A 19,667-nucleotide genomic window follows, 5' to 3' on the forward strand; every position below is an offset into this window, starting at 1 on the left:
CTTGTCTCCTCGTTTGGTAATAATTTATGTGTTTTTCATAATTATGAAGTCGGGGTCTAAAATTATCAACATGGAGCAAACCCACGGTCCCGCGGTCAACACCCCCGAGCGCATCCGTGCGCTGATCGAGCGCGATATCGCCGAAGGCGTTCTGCCGCCGGGCATGCCGCTGGACGAAAAAGCCCTGGCCGCCCGGTTCGAGGTGTCCCGCACCCCGATCCGGGAAGCCCTGCTGATGCTGGCCGCGCGTAAACTGGTAGCCATCGTTCCGCGCGCCGGGACCTTCGTCTACAAGCCGGACGCCGCCGAACTGATCGCGCGGCTGGAATACCTGGGCGAACTGGAAGGGGTGGCGGCGCGGCTGGCCGCGCAACGCATGAGCGCGGCGCAGCGTGATGAATTGGGCGCGCTGCACGAGCGCGCGTCCGCCCAGGCTGGCGACAATGACCGGCCGGGCTATGAGGAGACCAACCTGGCCTTGCATCAGCTGATCTACGCCGGCAGCGGCAATACCATCGTGCGCGATGAAATCGAGGACGCGCGCCTGCGGCTGGCGAACTTCCGCCGCAACGTCTTCGACCAGCCGGGCCGGCTGCGCGTGTCCTGCGCCGAGCACGAAGCCGTCGTGCGGGCGATACGCGCGGGCGACGGCGAGGCCGCCGCGCAGGCGATGCGGGATCACATCATAGGCAAGGGCAAGGCCTACGCCGATCTGGTGCTGGGGCCGGGCCCCCGCCCATGAACGCGCGCCTGTTCCTGGCCCTGCTGATCCCGCCTTTCCTGTGGGGCAGCAACGCCATCGTGGGCAAGATGGCGGCCGGCCATATCCCGCCGGTCACGCTGAATACCTTGCGCTGGACGATGGCGCTGTTTGTGCTGCTGCCCTTCGTCGCGCGCCGCGTGGCGCGCCATCGCGAGGTGCTGCGCGCGGAGTGGCGGGACATCATGGTGGCGGGCTTCTGGGGCATCACCTGCTACAACGCGCTGCAATACCTGGCCCTGACGACCTCCAACCCCATCAATACGTCGCTGATCGGCTCGTCCGCGCCGGTCTTCATCCTGCTGCTGGGCCGCCTGCTGTTCGGCGCGCCCATCGGCGTGCGCAGTGCCTGCGGCGCCGCGCTGTCGGTGATCGGCGTCGCCTGGGTGATGCTGGGCGGCCGGCTGGGCGGCCTGGACGCCATCCATTTCGTGCGCGGCGACCTCTTCATGCTGGCCGGCACCTTCGCGTGGAGCCTGTACACCTGGCTGCTGAAACGGCGTCCATCGCGGCTGCCGACCGATGTGCTGATGTGCGTCCATATAGTCGCGGGGCTGGCCTGGAGCCTGCCCTTCGTGCTGGCCGAACAGGCGTGGGGCGCCTACGCGCCTATCGTGTTCGATTGGAAGACGGCCGCCATCGTCTGCTACATCGGCATTTTTCCGTCGCTGGTGGCGTTCTTCTGCTGGCAGACGGCGGTGGCGCGCACCAATCCGCAGCTGCCGATCTTCTTCATGAACCTGACGCCGATTTTCACCGTGCTGTTGTCGGTGCTGATGCTGGGCGTGGCGCCGCAGCCCTACCATGCCGTGGGGCTGGTGCTGATCCTGGCCGGGATCTTCCTGGCACGGCCGCGCGCCGCGAAGCCCGCATCGGCCGCGGCATCGCCGGCCGAGTAGCCGGACGCGCCGCCGCGCCCAGGATGGTGCACGACGCACCGTCTCGGCGCATCCCCCGCCCACCGCGGGGCATCGCCGGATCATCCCCGCCCCTTCCCCCAAAGGCGCAAAGTTGGCATGCATGTTGCTTGCTATGCATGCAAGTGACTTGCATGGAAAACATGCCACTTGCACCAACTAACGTCTCCCGCCCGTCGGCGGGCATCGCTATCAAGGGGTTACTCATGCTGCGCAGTCGTTCGATCCTGGCCATGCTGGCTTTCGTCGCGGCCGGTGCCGCGCACGCGGACCTGCTGGACACCGTCAAGCAGAAGAAGGAAATCGTCATAGGCACCGAAGCGCAATTCGCGCCCTTCGAGTATCTGCAGGACGGCAAGATCGTCGGCTACGGCCCCGATCTGATGAATACCATCATGGCCGGCCTGCCCGGCGTCAAGGTCAAGCAACTGGACGTGCCCTTCCAGGGCATCCTGCCCGGCCTGGCCACGCGCAAGTTCGATTTCATCGTGACCTCGGTGACGATGACGAAGGAACGCGCCGACAAATTCGCCTTCACCGTGCCGATCGCCGATGCCACCACCGCCCTGGTCAAGCGCAAGGCCGATACCGGGCTGACCAGCACCGATGGCATCGCCGGCAAGACGGTGGGCTCGCAGACCGGCTCGGCGCAATTGAAGGCATTGCAGGCCTACGCCGAGAAGCTGAAGGCGGCCGGCAAGCCGGCGGTGAACATCCGCGAATACGTCAGCTTCGACGAAGCCTACGCCGACCTGGCGGCGGGCCGCCTGGATGCGGTGGCGCAATCCCTCGCCAACCTGGCCACGCTGGTCAAGACGCGCGGTGACGTCTATGCGGTGATGGACGGCCCCATCGGTCCCAAGACCTACTTCGGCTGGGTCGGCCGCAAGGACGCCGACAGCGCCAGCCTGGTGAAGTTCTTCAGCGACGGCATCGCCCGCGCGCAGCAGAGCGGCGAACTGCAGAAGCTGCAGATGAAGTGGTTCGGCTTCACCATGGACGTGCCCACCGACAAGGTTCCCACGCCCGAGATGTGAGCACGCGGCGATGAACGGTCCCACCCTGCTCGAGCGCCTGGCCGCCTATGCGCCCATCCTGGGCCACGGCGCCGCCACCACCCTGCTGGTCGCGGTGGTGGCGATCGTCGGGGGCTTCCTGCTGGGCGCCCTGCTGTTGGGGTGCACGCTGACGGGCGGCAAGCGCAGCCCCCTGCGCCTGGCGGTCATCGCCTATATCAGCTTCTTCCGCGGCACGCCCATGCTGGTGCAGATGTTGATGCTGTTCTACCTGCCCAGCGCGCTGGGCGTGGACCTGCCGCCGCTGCTCGCGGCCATGGCCGCGATGGCGATGAATTCCGCGGCATTCCAGTGCGAGATCCTGCGCAGCGGGCTGGCGGCGGTGAGCCGCGGCCAACTGGAAGCGGGCGCGGTGTTCGGGCTGACGCCGCGCCAGGTTTTCCGCCATATCCAGCTGCCGCAGATGGCCCGCGCGGTCTGGCCCGCGGTGGTGTCCGAAGCCATCGACGTGATCAAGAACTCCGCCATCGTATCGGTGATCGCCGTCGCCGACCTGGCGCGCGGCGCGCGGCAGATCGTGGCCGGCAACTACCGGCCGCTGGAAGTCTACGTGACTACCGGCGTGGTGTACCTGGCCCTGACGACCGCCGTGTTCTTGCTGGGAACCTGGCTGGCGCACCGCATGGCGGGTAGCGGCCACGCCAGCCGCGCCATCATCCGCCGCAACGCCATCCGGAAGACATGATGGATATCGACCTGATGCTATCGCTGCTGCCGGACTTCGGCGCGGGCGTCCTGCACACCATGGGCCTGGTGATCGCCGCGCTGGCGGGCGGCCTGGCGTGCGGGTTTATCGCGCACATGCTGCGCGAAACGGGACGGCGGCCCTTCGTCTGGCTGTACTGGGCCTACACGGTGGTGTGGCGCGGGGTGCCCTTCCTGATCCATCTGTTCATCGTCTATTTCGGCCTGCCCAGTATCGGGGTCTCGCTGGATCCCTATGCGGCGGCCGCCATCACGCTGTCGATCTACAGCGGCGCCTATTTCGCCGAGATCTTCCGCGCCTGCTGGGAATCCATCCCGCCCGGGCAGATCGAGGCCGCGCAGGTGATGGGCATCGATCGCCGCCGGATCTTCCGCCATATCCAGCTGCCGCAGGCGCTGCGCGCGGCCGTGCCGCTGGTCGCGCACCAGACCGTGCTGCTGGTGAAGGAATCGGCGCTGGCCTCGGTGATCACCTATCCCGAACTGACGCTGACGGCGTCGCGCATCGTGTCCGCGCAATTCGTCTACGTCGAACCATACATCCTGCTGGCGGGCTGCTACTGGCTGCTGGCCCTGGCCATCGGCCGCATCGGCAGGCTGCTGTCGCGACGGCTGGCGCGGGGGCTGGCATGAAGGCGCCCATCCCATCCATGCACGCTTCATCCACCCGGATCTATCCATGACCGACACCACTCCCACCGGCGCCGCCCTGCCGATGATCTCGCTGCGCGGCGTCGGCAAATCCTTCGGCGACCATCGCGTGCTGTCCGGCATCGACCTGGACATCGCCCGCGGCGAAGTCGTCACCCTGATCGGCCCGTCCGGCTCGGGCAAGACCTCGCTGTTGCGATGCATGAATTTCCTGGAAGTCTATGACGAGGGCGAAGTCGATATCCGCGGCGCGCTGCTGGGCTACCGCCGCGCCGCCGACGGCACGCTGGTGCGCGACAGCGATCGCGCCGTCGCCGAAGTGCGCGCGCCGCTGGCGATGGTGTTCCAGCACTTCAACCTGTGGCCGCATATGACGGCGCTGGCCAATGTGATGGCGCCGCTGACCCTGGCGCGCGCCAAGCCGGCCAGCCAGGCGCGCCAGATCGCCCTGCAGGCGCTGGAACGGGTCGGCCTGGCCGACAAGGCCGACGCCATGCCGGCCAGATTGAGCGGCGGGCAGCAGCAGCGCGTCGGCATCGCCCGCGCGCTGGCGGTGTCACCCGAGGCCATGCTGCTGGACGAGCCGACGTCGGCGCTGGATCCGGAGCTGGTGGACGAAGTGCTGGAAGTCATCAAATCGCTGTCGCGCGAGGGCATGACGATGGTCATGGTGACGCACGAAATGAGTTTTGCCGCGGAAGTGTCGGATCGCATCGTGTTCATGGAGCAGGGACGCATCCTGGCGACCGGCGGGGCCGACGACATCATCCGCCGGCCCACCCATCCGCGCATCCGCGCCTTCCTGCAACCCTGGATACGGCGCAGCCTGGCGCCGGCGGGGGCCGAACGATGAGCGATCCGGGCCACCCCAAGCGCGAATCGCCCCCCGGGGAGGGAGTCACGCAGCGCCAGGATGGCACGCGCATCGCCAGCCTGGCCATGCGCGCGGCCCAAGCCGTCGACCCCGAGCGCCTGCAGGCGCGCTTGCGGGGGTTGGCGTCCTTTGGCGCCGCCCGTCCCGGCGACATCCATGGCGGTGTCGCGCGCCAGGCGCTCACGCCGCAGGAGTTGCTGGCGCGCCGCTGGCTGGCCACCGAATTCGCCTGCCGCCCGGGATACTCCGTGGGCATCGATGCCGCGGCCAATGTCTACATCCGGCGCCATGGCGAGAACGCCAACGCCGCGCCGGTCCTGACCGGCAGCCACGTCGACACGCAGCCGCTGGGCGGCTGGCTGGACGGCGCCTTCGGCGTGGCCGCCGGCCTGGAAGTCTTCGCCGCGCTGGACGCCGCCGGCCTGCGCACCCACCGTCCCATCGACACCGTCATGTGGACCAACGAGGAAGGCTCGCGCTTCGCGCCCGGCCTGATGGGCTCGGCCTCCTATACCGACCCGGCGCGCCTGGCCACATTCCGCGATACCGCCGACGCCCAGGGCGTGACCTTCCTGCAGGCCTGCAACGACGCCCGCGAGGACTTCTCCATGGCCGCGCGCGAGGCCGGCTGGCGCTGGTTCGACGCACCGCTGGCGCGCCCGCTGCACGCCTATATCGAAGCCCACATCGAACAAGGCCCCATCCTGGAAGCGCGCGGCCTGCAGGTCGGCTGCGTCACGGCCATACAAGGCGTGCGCTGGTACCGCGTCACGGTGCCGGGCCGCAGCGCGCACGCCGGCACCACGCCGGATGCCGCGCGCGACGACGCGCAGGCCAAGGCGATCGCGCTGGCGCACGCGCTGCTGGAATACGGCCGCGCCCAGGACGACGCCGCCCTGCGCCTGACCATAGGCCGCTGGCAATGCCGGCCGGACTCGATCAACACCATCGCCGACCAGGTCGTGTTCACCATCGACGCGCGCCATCCCGACGCATCGGTACTGGACGCGCTGCACGCCCGGCTGCAGGCCCTGCTGCCCGCCGGCGCCGCGATCGAGGTCCTGCAGCACAAGCCGACGGTGGCCTTCGACCTGGGCCTGGTCGAACTCGCAAGGCAGGCCTGCCGGTCGCTGGCGCTGCCGCACGCGGACATGCTGTCCGGCGCCTTCCACGACGCCATGCCGCTGGCCGGCTTCTGCCCCACGGCCATGCTGTTCGCGCCCAGCATCGGCGGCGTCAGCCATCACCCCGACGAGCACACCGGCATCGAGGACCTGGCCGCGTGCACGCGGGCGCTGGCCTGGTGCCTGGCCGAACTCGCGCAGGACGGCAATGTCGGCGCCGCCGATGGAGCCGACGCCGGATCGCCCGCTATCCCTACCCCCGATTTATCCACCCCCACCCGCTAGGAATCAACACGATGCAAACCGCAACCAGCATCCCGCAGGTGGCCGACAACGGCGAACCGGTCGGCCTGAACAACACCCATCTGGAACCCATCTCGGCCGATGGCCGCGCCGAGCCGGGCAAGGTGTACGAAGTCCCCGCCCGCAACGGCCGCGCCGTCCGCCTGTCCAAGGGCCAGGTCATCCGCATCATCAACACCCATGGCAGCCAGGTATGCGACACCTGGGCTTTCAAGGCCGACGACCTCAGCGAGTTCATGTCCATGGAACATGCGCGCGCCATGATCGACCGCATCATCCCGAAAGTGGGAGACCCGCTGGGCAGCAACCGCCGCCGCCCCATCATGACCCTGACGGCCGATACCTCGCCGGGCGTGCACGACACCCTGATGGCGGCCTGCGACGCCTATCGCTACCGCAACCTGGGCGTCGAGCACTACCACGACAACTGCGCCGACAACATGCGCATGGCGCTGAAAGCCATCGGCCTGCGCGCGCGCGAAGTCCCGCAGCCGCTGAACCTGTGGATGAACATCCCCGTGAACGCGGAAGGCGGCGTGCAATGGCTGGCCCCCGTATCGAAGGCGGGCGACTACGTGGACCTGCGCGCGGAAATGGACTGCGTGGTCGTGATGTCGGCCTGCCCGCAGGACATCATTCCGATCAACGACAACCGTCCCGTCGAAGTGCACTTCCAGGTGCTCGACCAGGCATAGAATTCCGCCATGGCTACCCGCAGACCTTCCCCTTCGACTCCCGAGCGCGGGCTTGCCGCGCTGGGACCGCGCGTCAAGCATGCCCGCATGGTGCACAACCTGACGCTGAAGGCGCTGGCGGAGGCCGCCGAGTGCTCGGAAAGCCTGCTGTCACGCATCGAACGCGGCCAGACGATGCCATCGTTGAACACCCTGCACCGCCTGGCCCATGCGCTGGACACCAACGTGGCCGAGCTGACCGCCGCCGACGCCCCGCCGGCCTCGCCCGTGACACGGGCGGCCGACCGCCCCGTCCTGGCGTTCAGCCAGGCGCGCGGACGCAAGGGCGGCGTCAAGCTGGAGCGCGTCATCGTGCCGATGCGCGGCCAGTTGCTGCAGGCGGACATCCACGTGCTGGAGCCGCTGGCGGAAAGCCTGGAACAGATCGCGCACGCCGGCGAGGAAATGGGCTACGTGATCGAAGGCCGCTTCGAGCTGCGCCTGGGCGAGGAAATCCACCTGCTCGACGCTGGCGACTCCTTCTATTTCTCCAGCGATGTTCCGCATAGCTATCGCAATCCGGGCAAGACGGTGACGCGGGTGCTGTGGGTGAACACGCCCACCACCTTCTGAACGCCCCCATGCATTCCGCCACGGACACCCGCGCGCAGGCGCAGCCGCGCTACAGCGGCATCCCGACCTTCATGCGCGTCCCGTACACGACGCGGCTGGAGGATTTCGATATCGGCATCGTCGGCGTGCCGTTCGATGGCGGCGTCACGGCGCGGCCCGGCGCCCGCTACGGTCCCCGGGAAATCCGCAATATGTCGTCGATGACGCGCGCGATCCATCACGTGACCCGCTTCAACCCGTTCGCCGCCTGCCGGGTGGCCGACGTGGGCGACGTGCCGTTCACCGACGTGTTCCACCTGGAGAATTCGCACGCGGATATCCGGCGCTTTCTTGAGCCGATCTACGCGGCCGGCAAACGGACCCTGGTCGCGGGCGGCGATCATTCGATCACCTTTCCCATCTTCCAGGCCATGGCGCCGCGCGAGCCGCTGGGCATGGTGCATATCGATGCGCATACGGACACCTGGGATGATTTCATCGGCTCCAAGTTCAGCCACGGCTCGCCCTTTCGCCGTGCGGTGGAAGCCGGGATGCTGGATCCGAAACGGACCGTGCAGATCGGCATCCGCGGGGCGCAGAACTCCGACGAAGGCTGGCGTTATTCTCTCGAATCCGGCATGAGAGTGATCTTCATCGAGGAATTCGATCGCATGGGCGTCGAGGCCGTCATCGCCGAGGCGCGGCGCGTTGTCGGCGGCGGTCCGAGTTACCTGTCCGTGGACGTCGACGGGCTGGACCCCGTATACGCGCCGGGGACCGGGACGCCCGAGATAGGCGGCCTGTCCACGCGCGAGACCCTCACGCTGCTGCGCGGCCTGGAAGGCCTGGACCTGCGCGGCGCCGACGTGGTGGAAGTCGCGCCGCCGTATGACCCGAGCGGGAATACGGCGCTGCTGGGCGCGACCTTGATGTATGAGTGCCTCTGCTTGCTGGCGCGGGCTTGGGAGATGGGAAGGTAAGGCGGTGCTGGTGGTGGTGCTGGTAGTGCTTGTGTTTGTGCCGTCCGTCGGGGCGGTCACCCTGTCGTGTCCATCCCGCCAGACTCCGGTTTGCCTTATTCACGGACGCCGCAACCATCTGAGTGCTTGGCGCTTCGTGGCTCTGTAGTTTGAGTAGAGAAGGATTTGCTGCGGCCCGGCGTTGCGTGGCCGCCCAGCGCGGCCACGCAGCGCCGGGCACTGCACGATCCTTCTTGAGTCAGATCACTCAGCCACGAAGGGCCAAGAAAACCACCGTTCGCAGCATCCGTGAATAAGGCAAACCAGAGTCCGGCGGGGCGGTCACCCTGTTGGGTCCAGCCCGTTGAGGCCGCGCGAGGGCTGACGAAGGGAGGACGGCCGGGCAAAAAAGACGCAAGAACGCTGACGACGTTCGGCCGCCGGACGAGGCAGACGACGCGGGAGTCCGGCGCCCGCGCGCCGGACCGGCCGATCGGGATGGACACGACAGGGTGACTGCACCGACGGACGGCACCAGCACCATGACCGGCAAGAGCGCCATTACCACCGCCGGCTAAAGACCAGCCAGCCACCAACGCCAAACCCAACGGTCAGCGAAAACTCAGCCCAGCACCGGCCCCAGCGTGCGCTTGACGTCGTCCTCGCTGCGCCCGCTGCGGGCGATGTAATCGCGCAGCTGGTCTTCCCCTATCGTCCCGACGTTGAAATACTGCGAGTCGGGATGGCTGAGATAGAACCCGCACACGCTGGACGCCGGGAACATCGCATAGCTCTCGGTCAGGTCGATGCCGACCTCCGCCGCATCCAGCACCTCGAACATCTCGCGCTTGACCACGTGCTCCGGGCAGGCCGGATAGCCGGGCGCCGGCCGTATGCCGACGTACTTCTCGGCGATCAGCGCGGCATTGTCCAGGGTCTCATCCGCCGCATAGCCCCACAAATCCCGCCGAACCCGCGCATGCAGGCATTCGGCGTAGGCTTCCGCGAAGCGGTCCGCCAGCGCCTTCAGCATGATGCTCGAATAGTCGTCATGCGCCGCCGCGAACTCGGCTTCCTTCTTCTCGATGCCCAGCCCGGCCGTCACCGCGAACAGGCCGATATAGTCGGCCACGCCGCTGTCCTTGGGCGCGATGTAGTCCGCCAGGCACTTGTTCGCCACGCCTTCCCGCTTGGCCCCCTGCTGCCGCAGGTTGCGCCACGTGAACAGCACGCGCGTGCGGCTTTCGTCGGCATAGACCTCGATATCCTCGTCGTTCACCCGATTGGCCGGATAGAACGCGACCACGCCGTTGGCCGTCAGCCAGCGCCCTTCGACGATGCGCTTGAGCATGGCCTGCGCGTCGGCGTACACCTTGCGCGCCTGCTCGCCCACCACCTTGTCGTCCAGGATCGCCGGAAACTGGCCGAACAGGCTCCAAGTCTGGAAGAACGGCGTCCAGTCGATATAGGTGGCGATCTCCGCCAGATCGTAATGCTTGAAGGTGCGGCGGCCGATGTACTTGGGCCGCGGCGGAACGTAGCCCGACCAATCGATCGCCGGCCGCGCCGCCCGCGCCTCCGCCAGGGACACCAGCGGCGTCGCCTTGCGATTGGCGTGGCGGCGGCGCACGTCGTCGTATTCGCGCTTCAGGTCGGCGATGAAGGCGTCCGCCTGCTCGGACACCAGATTGGTCGCCACGCCCACGGCGCGGCTGGCGTCCGGGGTGTACACCACCGGCCCTTCGTAATGGGGAGCGATCTTCACCGCGGTATGCACGCGGCTGGTGGTGGCGCCGCCGATCATCAGCGGGATCTTCCGCTCGCGGAAATACTCGTCGCGCTGCATTTCGCTGGCCACGTAGGCCATTTCTTCCAGGCTGGGCGTGATCAGTCCCGACAGGCCCACGATATCCGCGTTTTCTTCCTTCGCCTTTTCCAGGATCTGCGCGCAGGGCACCATCACGCCCATGTTCACGACTTCGAAGTTGTTGCATTGCAGGACCACGGACACGATGTTCTTGCCGATATCGTGCACGTCTCCCTTCACCGTGGCGATCACCATCTTGCCCTTGGCGCGCACGTCGCCGCCCGCCGCCGCGATCTGGCGCTTTTCTTCCTCGATGAAGGGCACCAGATGCGCCACGGCCTGCTTCATGACGCGCGCCGACTTCACCACCTGCGGCAGGAACATCTTGCCTTCGCCGAACAGGTCGCCCACGATGTTCATGCCGTCCATCAGCGGGCCTTCGATGACCTCGATAGGCCGGCCGCCGCGCGCCTCGATCTGCTGGCGCACTTCCTCGGTATCGTCGACGATGAAGTTCGTGATCCCATGCACCAGCGCATGCGCCAGGCGCTGTTCCACCGGCTGCGCGCGCCAGGCCAGGTCTTCTTCCTTCTTGGCGCCGCTGCCCTTGACGGTATCGGCGAACTGCACCAGCCGTTCGGTGGGCGTGCGCTCGTCGTCGGCTTCGGTCTTGCCGACGGGCTCGGCGCGATCCAACACCACGTCCTCGACCAGGTCGCGCAGCTTGGGATCCAGGTCCGCGTACACCCCCAGCTGGCCGGCATTCACGATGCCCATGGTCAGGCCTTCGCGGATGGCGTAGTACAGGAAGACGGTGTGGATGGCCTCGCGCATCGGCTCATTGCCGCGGAACGAGAAGCTCACATTCGAAATACCGCCGGACAGGCGCGCGTGCGGCAGGTTCTGGCGTATCCACGTCACGCCTTCGATGAAGTCGAGCGCATAGCGGTTGTGCTCCTCGATCCCCGTGGCCACGGCAAAGACGTTGGGATCGAAGATGATGTCCTCGGGATTGAAGCCTTCCTGATTGACCAGCAGATCGTAGGCACGGCCGCAGATTTCCTTGCGGCGCTCCAGCGTATCGGCCTGGCCCTGCTCGTCGAAAGCCATCACCACCATGGCCGCGCCATAGCGGCGGCACAGGCGGGCATGGTGCAGGAAGGGCTCGATGCCTTCCTTCATGGAAATCGAGTTCACCACCGGCTTGCCCTGCACGCACTTCAGGCCGGCTTCGATGACTTCCCATTTGGAGCTGTCTATCATCACCGGCACGCGGGCGATGTCGGGCTCCGACGCGATCAGGTTCAGGAAGCGCGTCATGCAGGCCACCGAATCCAGCATGGCCTCGTCCATGTTGACGTCGATGATCTGCGCGCCGTTTTCCACCTGCTGGCGTGCCACGGCCAGGGCCTCGTCGTATTTTTCCTCGCGGATCAGGCGCGCGAACATCTTGCTGCCGGTCACGTTGGTACGTTCGCCGACGTTCACGAACAGCGTGTCCTCGTCGATATTCAGCGGCTCCAGGCCCGACAGCCGCGTCTTGACCGGCACGTCGGGCACCACCCGCGGCGTCAGCCGGACGACTTTTTCGGCGATGGCGCGGATGTGGTCGGGCGTGGTGCCGCAGCAGCCGCCGGCCATGTTCACCAGCCCGGCGCGCGCGAACTCTTCCAGCAGGCTCGAGGTATCCGCCGGCGATTCGTCGAACCCGGTGTCGCTCATGGGATTGGGCAGGCCGGCGTTCGGATAGACGCAGACGTAGGTATCGCAGATCTTCGACAGCTCGGCGACATAGGGACGCATCAGCGCGGCGCCCAGCGCGCAGTTCAGCCCTATCGTCACCGGCCGGGCATGGCGCACGGAATTCCAGAATGCCTCGACGGTCTGGCCGGACAGGATGCGGCCGGAAGCGTCGGTCACCGTGCCGGAGATCATCACCGGCAGCCGCACGCCGCGCTGCTCGAAGACTTCCTCGACCGCGAAAATGGCGGCCTTGGCATTCAGCGTGTCGAAGATGGTTTCTATCAGGACGACGTCGATGCCGCCGTCCAGCAGGCCGTTCATCTGCTCGACATAGGCGGCGCGCAGCTCGTCGAACGTGACGTTGCGCGCGCCGGGGTCGTTGACGTCCGGGGAGATCGACGCGGTCTTGGGCTGCGGCCCCAGCGCGCCGGCGACGAAGCGCGGCCGTTCGGGCGTGCTGTAGGCGTCGCAGGCTTCGCGCGCCAGCCTGGCCGACGCCAGGTTCATTTCGTAGGCGAGTTCCGGCAGGTCGTAGTCGCCCTGCGCGATGGACGTCGCGCCGAAGGTGTTGGTTTCGATGACGTCGGCGCCCGCCTCCAGGTACTGGCGGTGGATTTCGGCAATCACGTCGGGGCGCGTCAACGACAGCAGCTCGTTGTCGCCCTTCAGGTCCTTGCCGTGGCCGGCGAAGCGCTCGCCACGGAAATCGGCCTCTGTCAGCTTGTAGCGCTGGATCATGGTGCCCATCGCGCCGTCCAGGATCATGATCCGCGAGTCGAGCGCGCGCACGAAGGCGGCGCCATGGGTATAGGAATCGATGGGATAAGGCAGCGCGGGATAGGACGGCACGGGCGTTCCTGCAGGGAAGGCGGATGGATTGCAAAGAAGCAACCTGGAATGGTAACAAAGCCCGCGAAATCCTGGGGCCGTGATACATTCCGGGCCCTCGAACCGGTGCTTTCAACGCAAACGCGCGCAAGCGCGCCGCGTGGTGAAAGGTAAACGGGAAACAGGAACGCGCCGCCGGACCGTCCATGAGACGGCCCGCGACGGCGCCAGGCCTGTGCTGCCCCCGCAACGGTCATCCCGCCCCATTATTCCAGGCCGCGCCACGGCGCCTGGAACCGGGTGGGACAGCCCGATACCGGCCGGTTCGTCCGGGGAAGACGACAAGTGACGCCAGCCTTGCCGTGCCTGCGGCGCCGGCCGCCAGCCGTCTTCCGCTTCCTTGAACGACGTGCGGGGTCGCGCGTCATCACCAGGTCTCGCTATGAAGCCCCTCTTTACCCGGCGCAGCGCCGGGCTGCTCGCCTGTCTGGCCCCCATGGGGTTGGCCCCGATGTGGGCCGCTGCTCAACAGAATCCGGCTGCCCAGCCGCCCGTCGCCCAGCTCGACACCGTGGTCGTCACCGCCACGCGGTCGCCCGAGCCGTTGAAAGACGTGCTGGGCGACGTCAGCGTCATCGACCGTGCCACCCTGGAAAGCGCCGGACAGAGCAGCCTGGCCGAAGTCCTGTCGCGCACCCATGGCATCGAGTACGCCAACAATGGCGGCCCGCAGACGGTCACCAGCCTGTTCATGCGCGGCGCCAACAGCAACCAGACGCTGGTGCTGGTCGACGGCCAGCGCGTGAACAACGCCACCAACGGCCTGGCGGCGCTGAACGCCATTCCGACCAACAGCATAGACCGCGTGGAAATCGTGCGCGGCGCGGCCAGCAGCCTGTACGGCGCCGACGCGCTGGGCGGGGTGATCAACATCATCACCAAGCGCGAAGCGGATCGTCCGCTGTCGGCCTATGCATCGGTGGGCGGCGGCACCTATGGCACGAGCAGCTACAGCGCCGGGCTGTCCGGCGCGGCCCAGGGCTGGACCTACAGCCTGTCCAGCAGCTACCAGCAGAGCCGCGGCTTCGACGCGACCAACGACAAGAACTTCCTGCACAACCCGGACCGGGACAGCTACTACGAGAACAACGTGGCCGGCTCGCTGGGCTATGAATGGATGCGCGGCCAGACGCTGACCGCGCAGTTCTACCAGACCCACGTGAACGGCGGCTACGACAACGGCACGCCGTATTTCAACGACCGCTCGATCCAGGACCTGCAGGGCTATTCGCTGACCAGCACCAACCGCCTGACGGACATCTGGACCAGCACCCTGCGCGTCGGCAGCACGCTGGACCGCAACCGCAACGAAAACGTCCCCGGCGACGAAAATCCGTTCAATACGCCCGACGGCAAGAGCACCTTCCGCACGCGGCAGAATCAGTACCTGTGGCAGAACGACCTGCAGCTGACGAAGGACCAGAAGCTGACCCTGGCCTACGAGCACCTGGAGCAGCGTGTCGAAGGCGACATCGGCAACTTCAACAACTTTCCGGTCACCTTCGGCGACTATGCGGAAACCCGCCGGCACGTGAATTCGTTCACCGGCGTCTACCTGGGCGATTTCGGCGCGCATCACCTGCAGGCCAGCCTGCGCAATGACGACAATTCGCAGTTCGGCAACCGCACCACCGGCGGCCTGACCTACGGCTACGACATCACCAACCGGATCCGCGCCACGGTAGGCGCCAACACCGGCTTTCGCGCGCCGAACTTCAACGAACTCTACTGGCCCAACGACGGCGGCTTCGTCGGCAATCCGGACCTGAAGCCGGAGACCTCGCGCAATATCGAGGCCAGCCTGCGTTACCGTGACGACGATAGCGAACTGGGCGCGACCTACTATCACAACAAGGTCAAGAACCTGATCATCAACCAGGCCATCGACCCGAACGATCCCTTCAGCGTGTTCCAGCCTTTCAACGTGTCGCACGCCCTGCTGGAAGGCGTCAGCCTGACCGGCATGAAGAAGTTCGGCGCCACCCGCCTGCGCGCCAGCGTGGACCTGAGCGACCCGCGCAATACGGATGAGGACACCCGCCTGCCGCAGCGCGCGCGCAAGGTGTTGCGCGTGTCGGCGGACCATCGCTTCGGCGACTTCCTGCTGGGCGCGGAAATGTATGCCAGCGGCGATCGCATCGATGCGCTGACCGGCGATCGCCTGGGCGGCTATACGCTGTACAACCTGTTGGCCTCCTACGACCTGACGCGCAACCTGCAGGTCCAGGTACGCTGGAACAATGTGTTCGACAAGGAGTACACCTTGGTCAAGGGCTACAACACGCCGGGTTCGAACGCCTTCGTGAACCTGACCTGGCGGATGTAGGACGGCGATGCGTGCGCACGGCCGCGTGATCGCGATCGCCGCCCTGCTACTGGCATGCGCGGTTGCCACGGCCGGCCCCATCGCGCTCAAGGACGATGACGGCCGTGCCGTCGATCTGCCGCATCCGGCCCGGCGCGCCATCTCGCTGGCGCCGCACGCCACCGAGCTGGCCTACGCGGCGGGCGCCGGCGACAGGCTGGTCGGCGTGGCGCGTGGCAGCGACTATCCGCCGCAGGCCCGCGCGCTGGCTTCCGTCGGCGACGGCCTGGCGCCCGATGCCGAACGGGTGGCGGCGCTGCGGCCCGATCTGGTGCTGGGCTGGCTGCCGGGCGGCGCGGCGCCCCTGCTGCCTGTCCTGCGCGCGCTGGACGTCCCGGTGTACTACAGCGACCCGCGCACGCTGCGCGACATCCCGCGCGCCGTCGAACGCATGGGCGTGCTCTTCGGCACGCAGGCGGTCGCCGCCCCCGCCGCCGCGGCCCTGCAGGCGCGCATCGACGCGCTGGCCGCGCGCTATGCCGGGCGCCCGCCGGTCCGGGTCTTCATCCAGGCCGGCCGCGATCCTGTCTACACCCTGAACGACAGCAGCATCGTCAGCGACGCCCTGCGCGTCTGCGGCGGCCTGAATGTGTTCGCCAACGCGCCCGTCACTGCGCCGCAGGTCACCCGCGAAGCCGTGCTGGCGGCGCGCCCCGACGTGGTGGTGACCGGCATGGCCGACGCGGCCAGCCTGGCGGCCACCGAGCAGGCCTGGCGCGCGCTGGGGCTGCCGGCGGCGCTGTCGGGCAATGTCGTCGGTATCGACGCGGACGTGCTGTATCGCCCGGGCCCGCGCCTGATCGAGGCTGCGGAAACGCTGTGCGCGGCCCTGGATCGGGCGCGGCATTGACCGCTCCGGCCAGGGACGGTCACCGTTGGCTGTGGTGCCCCGCGATCCTTGCGTGGGCCCTCACCTTCGGCCACCCGGCCGGCCCCAGCCTTACTTCGACGCCGTGCAGTAGTCCGGATCCTTGAGCGTGACGGCGGCGACACGGCCGTTGTCCAACAGCGGGACGTAGGGGCATTCCATGCGCTTGCCCTTGATCTCGACGGTCTCCATCTGCACTTTCTCGGAATACTCGTGGGATATGTCTCCGTTGCGGGTATCGCGCAGGTAGACCTCCATATGCACACGTTCCCAGGATTCGGGCGGATCGGCCTCGCATTCAGACGGGTTGCGCGGCAGCAACCGGTCACCCGCGTTCCAGGTGACGTCCGGATATTCGACGTGACCATTGCGATAGGTCGGCATCACGTAGCAATAACGGATCTTGCCGTTGGTCCGCACAGGCTGGAAAAAGCTCTCGCCCTGCTCCACCTGGACCAGTTCCTTGCCCTTCCATTTCGCGATGGTCACATAGTGATCGCAGCAACCGTCGCGTTGAAAATCCCACACCAGTTTGTTGGCGGCATCGAAGTTCGGCGACGTCATGTTTTCCATGGTGGCGCTGACGTCGTCGAACTTGCCCGTCGCGGGCTCGTAGATCCATGCGCTAGTGGGAATATTGGGACCGGCGGGCAGGAACTGGGCCAGCGTCAGATCCGGCCAGCCATCGAAATTGATGTCCGGGGTTTCCGGCACGAAGATGCGGCACGTGCCAACCGAATCGGTGGGCAGCGCCTGCACCAGCCTGCCGTCCTTGTACAAGCGGACCTGGGTCACATGCGGCACGTCGGTGGCGCAGCCGCCGCCAGAGTCGGGCATGCGGTCCGCGGCCAGGCGGATTTCATAAGGGAAGGCATGCGCGCCCGGCGCGGGGCCCAAGGTTAAGGGCAGACTGCGCTTGCCATCGGGGCTGGCCCAGGTTCCCGTCCAGCCGGCGCCATCGGGACGCATCTCCCAACGCCCGGTCACGGGCTCGTCCTTGCCGGCGGCGGTCTGGTCGTATTCCTGCATGCCCACGCCATTGGCTTGCCAGCTGCCATCGAGCCGCAGCTTCAATATCTTGTTCGAATCGCAAGGCTCGTAGCAGTAGTTGCCGGACACGTGATCGGCGACACGCTTGAATTCGACGCGGATCTCGCGACCGGAGATCGCGCCCTGATAAGACGCCGACCAGGCAGGGAATTCGACAGCCGGCGATGTGGGCATGGTCGTCGTCGCGGCCGGAACGACGGGAGGAGCAGCAGCCGGCGCCGTGGTCGGACCGGTGGGCGAGGCTGGAGCCGGCACATAGGCGTGAGCCGCCGCGCCCTGGGCCTGTGCATGCGCGGCCGGCAGTGCCAGCATGGCGGCGGCCAACAGCACCAGCTGGGCGCAACGGCCCGCGCGGCGTATTGGAGCCAAGTCCCGCCTGGAACGGCGGCGAAAAATCGGGCTGCTCATGGTGACTTATCTTTGTGGTTGAGCATGCGGATATATCACGCCGCCACTGTTGAGAGTTCGACAAATTGTCAGCGTTGCTGCGGACTGCGCCCACACACAGGTTGCCGCGTCCGGTTGGTCGGCCAACACCTGCGCCACGGGCTTCCTTGGCCTGCCGGTACCCCGAGCCTCCCAACTGTCTCGTATTTTGGCTGCGTGTCTCACCGCCCGTAGCCACGGACTGAGCTGCTTTATCATGGCGGTGTATGCCGCGCCATCCGGGCGACCGGCAGTTTTTCCTCATCCGCCATGCCATCACAAGACACCTTCACTGTCGCCGGCCGCACCTTCCGGTCCCGCCTGCTCGTCGGCACGGGCAAGTACAAGGATTTCGAGCAGACCCGCCAGGCGCTGGACGCCAGCGGCTGCGACATCGTCACGGTGGCCATCCGCCGCGTGAACCTGGGCCAGAACGCCAACGAGCCCAGCCTGCTGGATTTCGTGCCGCCGTCGCGCTTCACCTACCTGCCCAACACCGCCGGCTGCTACACGGCGGATGAAGCCGTGCGCACGCTGCGCCTGGCGCGTGAACTGCTGGACGGCCACGACCTGGTCAAGCTGGAAGTGCTGGGCGATCCGCACACCCTTTTCCCCAACATGCCGGAAACGCTGAAGGCCACGGAAGCCCTGGTCAAGGATGGCTTCAAGGTCATGGTCTACTGCACCGACGATCCCATCCAGGCCCGCATGCTGGAAGATCTGGGCGCCGTCGCCGTCATGCCGCTGGCGTCGCTGATCGGCTCCGGCATGGGCATCCTGAACCCGTGGAACCTGCGCCTGATCCTGGACCAGGCCCGCGTGCCGGTGCTGGTCGACGCCGGCGTCGGCACAGCATCGGACGCCGCCATCGCCATGGAGCTGGGTTGCCACGGCGTGCTGATGAACACCGCCATCGCCGGCGCCCAGGATCCCATTCTGATGGCCAGCGCCATGAAGAAAGCCGTGGAAGCCGGCCGCGAAGCCTTCCTGGCCGGACGCGTGCCGCGCAAGCTCTACAGCGCCGCGCCGTCTTCGCCGACGGAAGGCCTGCTGAAATGATCCCCAACGCGCTCTCCATCGCCGGCGTCGATCCTTCCGGCGGCGCGGGCGTGCTGGCCGACGTCAAGGCCATGAGCGCGCTGGGCGCCTACGGCTGCGCGGTGATCGCCGCACTGACGGCGCAGAACACCGAAGGCGTGAGCGAAGTCGCGCCGGTCCCGCCGGCCTTCGTGGGGCGGCAGATCGACACGCTGTTCGCGGACGTCCGCATCGATGCGGTCAAGATCGGCATGCTTGGCCAGCAGGCCGTCATCCAGGTGGTGGCGGAGAAACTGGCCCGCTGGCATCCGCCGCACGTGATCCTGGACCCTGTCATGGTCGCCAAGAGCGGCGACCTGCTGCTCGAAAAGGCGGCGGTGGGCACGCTGCGCGAAGCTCTGTTGCCCCAGGCGACGGTGCTGACGCCCAACCTGCCCGAAGCCGGCGTGCTGCTGGACGAACGCCCGGTGGAAACCGTCAAGGAAATGCGCCGCGTCGCCGAGCGCCTGCGCAACAGGATGGCCTACGACGGCCAGCGCTGGGTCATGCTCAAGGGCGGGCACCTGCCCGGCGAGGAAACCATCGACCTGCTGCACGACGGCGACCGCATGCTCGAACTGCCCGGCGGCCGCATCGCCACCCGCAACACCCACGGCACCGGGTGCACGCTGTCCGCCGCCCTGGCGGCGCTGATTCCGCAGACCGGCGACGTGCCGGAAGCCGCCCGCCGCGCCAAGGCGTATCTGACCGAAGCCATCCGCCACGCCGATCGCCTGGACGTGGGCAAGGGCCACGGCCCGGTCCATCATTTCCATGCGTGGTGGTAG

Annotated in this window: 16 protein-coding genes and 1 riboswitch; of the genes, 14 read left to right on the forward strand and 2 right to left on the reverse strand. The window is 67.2% G+C overall.

All coding sequences use genetic code 11. The annotated features are described in order from the left end of the window. Positions 1-70: 70 nt before the first annotated feature. The 10 genes from CAL26_RS24480 (at position 71) to speB (ending at position 8,676) form a co-directional block, all read left to right on the forward strand. Entirely contained in the window at positions 71-742 is a 672-nt protein-coding gene (locus CAL26_RS24480; protein WP_094849259.1) for a GntR family transcriptional regulator, read from the forward strand. After that, entirely contained in the window at positions 739-1,659 is a 921-nt protein-coding gene (locus CAL26_RS24485) for a DMT family transporter (protein ID WP_094849260.1), read from the forward strand. The genes CAL26_RS24480 and CAL26_RS24485 overlap by 4 nt, the downstream gene beginning before the upstream one ends. 224 nt (positions 1,660-1,883) lie before the next feature. After that, on the forward strand, positions 1,884-2,714 hold the full coding sequence (locus CAL26_RS24490; RefSeq protein ID WP_094849261.1) for a transporter substrate-binding domain-containing protein: 831 nt from the start codon (positions 1,884-1,886) through the stop codon (positions 2,712-2,714). Positions 2,715-2,724: 10 nt separating this feature from the next. Then, the gene (locus tag CAL26_RS24495) at positions 2,725-3,438 is read left to right on the forward strand and encodes an amino acid ABC transporter permease (RefSeq protein WP_094849262.1); all 714 of its coding nucleotides are present in this window, start codon (positions 2,725-2,727) and stop codon (positions 3,436-3,438) included. Further along, a complete protein-coding gene (locus CAL26_RS24500) occupies positions 3,435-4,091 on the forward strand; it encodes an amino acid ABC transporter permease (protein WP_094849263.1) in 657 nt (218 codons plus the stop codon). Before CAL26_RS24495 ends, CAL26_RS24500 begins: the two co-directional genes overlap by 4 nt. 46 nt (positions 4,092-4,137) lie before the next feature. Then, positions 4,138-4,962: an amino acid ABC transporter ATP-binding protein gene (locus tag CAL26_RS24505; protein ID WP_094849264.1), complete on the forward strand. Its 825-nt coding sequence runs from the start codon at positions 4,138-4,140 to the stop codon at positions 4,960-4,962. Beyond that, positions 4,959-6,392, forward strand: coding sequence for a M20 family metallo-hydrolase (locus CAL26_RS24510; RefSeq protein ID WP_256988579.1), 1,434 nt, complete (start codon positions 4,959-4,961; stop codon positions 6,390-6,392). Before CAL26_RS24505 ends, CAL26_RS24510 begins: the two co-directional genes overlap by 4 nt. A gap of 11 nt (positions 6,393-6,403) precedes the next feature. Next, on the forward strand, positions 6,404-7,105 hold the full coding sequence (locus CAL26_RS24515) for a DUF1989 domain-containing protein (protein WP_094849265.1): 702 nt from the start codon (positions 6,404-6,406) through the stop codon (positions 7,103-7,105). Positions 7,106-7,114: 9 nt separating this feature from the next. After that, positions 7,115-7,717, forward strand: coding sequence for a cupin domain-containing protein (locus CAL26_RS24520; RefSeq protein WP_094849266.1), 603 nt, complete (start codon positions 7,115-7,117; stop codon positions 7,715-7,717). Positions 7,718-7,725: 8 nt separating this feature from the next. Continuing rightward, positions 7,726-8,676: an agmatinase gene (speB, locus tag CAL26_RS24525; RefSeq protein ID WP_094849267.1), complete on the forward strand. Its 951-nt coding sequence runs from the start codon at positions 7,726-7,728 to the stop codon at positions 8,674-8,676. Positions 8,677-9,277: 601 nt separating this feature from the next. On the opposite strand, the gene metH is transcribed toward speB, so the two are convergent. Beyond that, positions 9,278-13,054: a methionine synthase gene (gene metH / locus CAL26_RS24530; protein WP_094849268.1), complete on the reverse strand. Its 3,777-nt coding sequence runs from the start codon at positions 13,052-13,054 to the stop codon at positions 9,278-9,280. Positions 13,055-13,140: 86 nt separating this feature from the next. Next, positions 13,141-13,372, forward strand: a riboswitch (cobalamin riboswitch). A gap of 103 nt (positions 13,373-13,475) precedes the next feature. Here metH and CAL26_RS24535 point away from each other — a divergent pair. Next, positions 13,476-15,419: a TonB-dependent receptor domain-containing protein gene (locus CAL26_RS24535; RefSeq protein WP_094849269.1), complete on the forward strand. Its 1,944-nt coding sequence runs from the start codon at positions 13,476-13,478 to the stop codon at positions 15,417-15,419. Positions 15,420-15,426: 7 nt separating this feature from the next. Then, entirely contained in the window at positions 15,427-16,308 is an 882-nt protein-coding gene (locus CAL26_RS24540; RefSeq protein WP_094849270.1) for a cobalamin-binding protein, read from the forward strand. A gap of 90 nt (positions 16,309-16,398) precedes the next feature. On the opposite strand, the gene CAL26_RS24545 is transcribed toward CAL26_RS24540, so the two are convergent. After that, entirely contained in the window at positions 16,399-17,745 is a 1,347-nt protein-coding gene (locus CAL26_RS24545) for an XAC2610-related protein (RefSeq protein WP_143277494.1), read from the reverse strand. 327 nt (positions 17,746-18,072) lie between these two features. On the opposite strand from CAL26_RS24545, the gene CAL26_RS24550 reads away from it, so the two are divergent. After that, positions 18,073-18,861, forward strand: a complete 789-nt coding sequence (locus tag CAL26_RS24550) for a thiazole synthase (RefSeq protein WP_094849272.1) — start codon at positions 18,073-18,075, stop codon at positions 18,859-18,861. After that, positions 18,858-19,667 (forward strand): bifunctional hydroxymethylpyrimidine kinase/phosphomethylpyrimidine kinase, encoded by an 810-nt coding sequence (thiD, locus tag CAL26_RS24555; RefSeq protein WP_094849273.1) that lies wholly within the window; start codon positions 18,858-18,860, stop codon positions 19,665-19,667. Before CAL26_RS24550 ends, thiD begins: the two co-directional genes overlap by 4 nt.

The sequence above is a fragment of the Bordetella genomosp. 9 genome (assembly GCF_002261425.1).
Taxonomy (GTDB): domain Bacteria; phylum Pseudomonadota; class Gammaproteobacteria; order Burkholderiales; family Burkholderiaceae_B; genus Bordetella_C.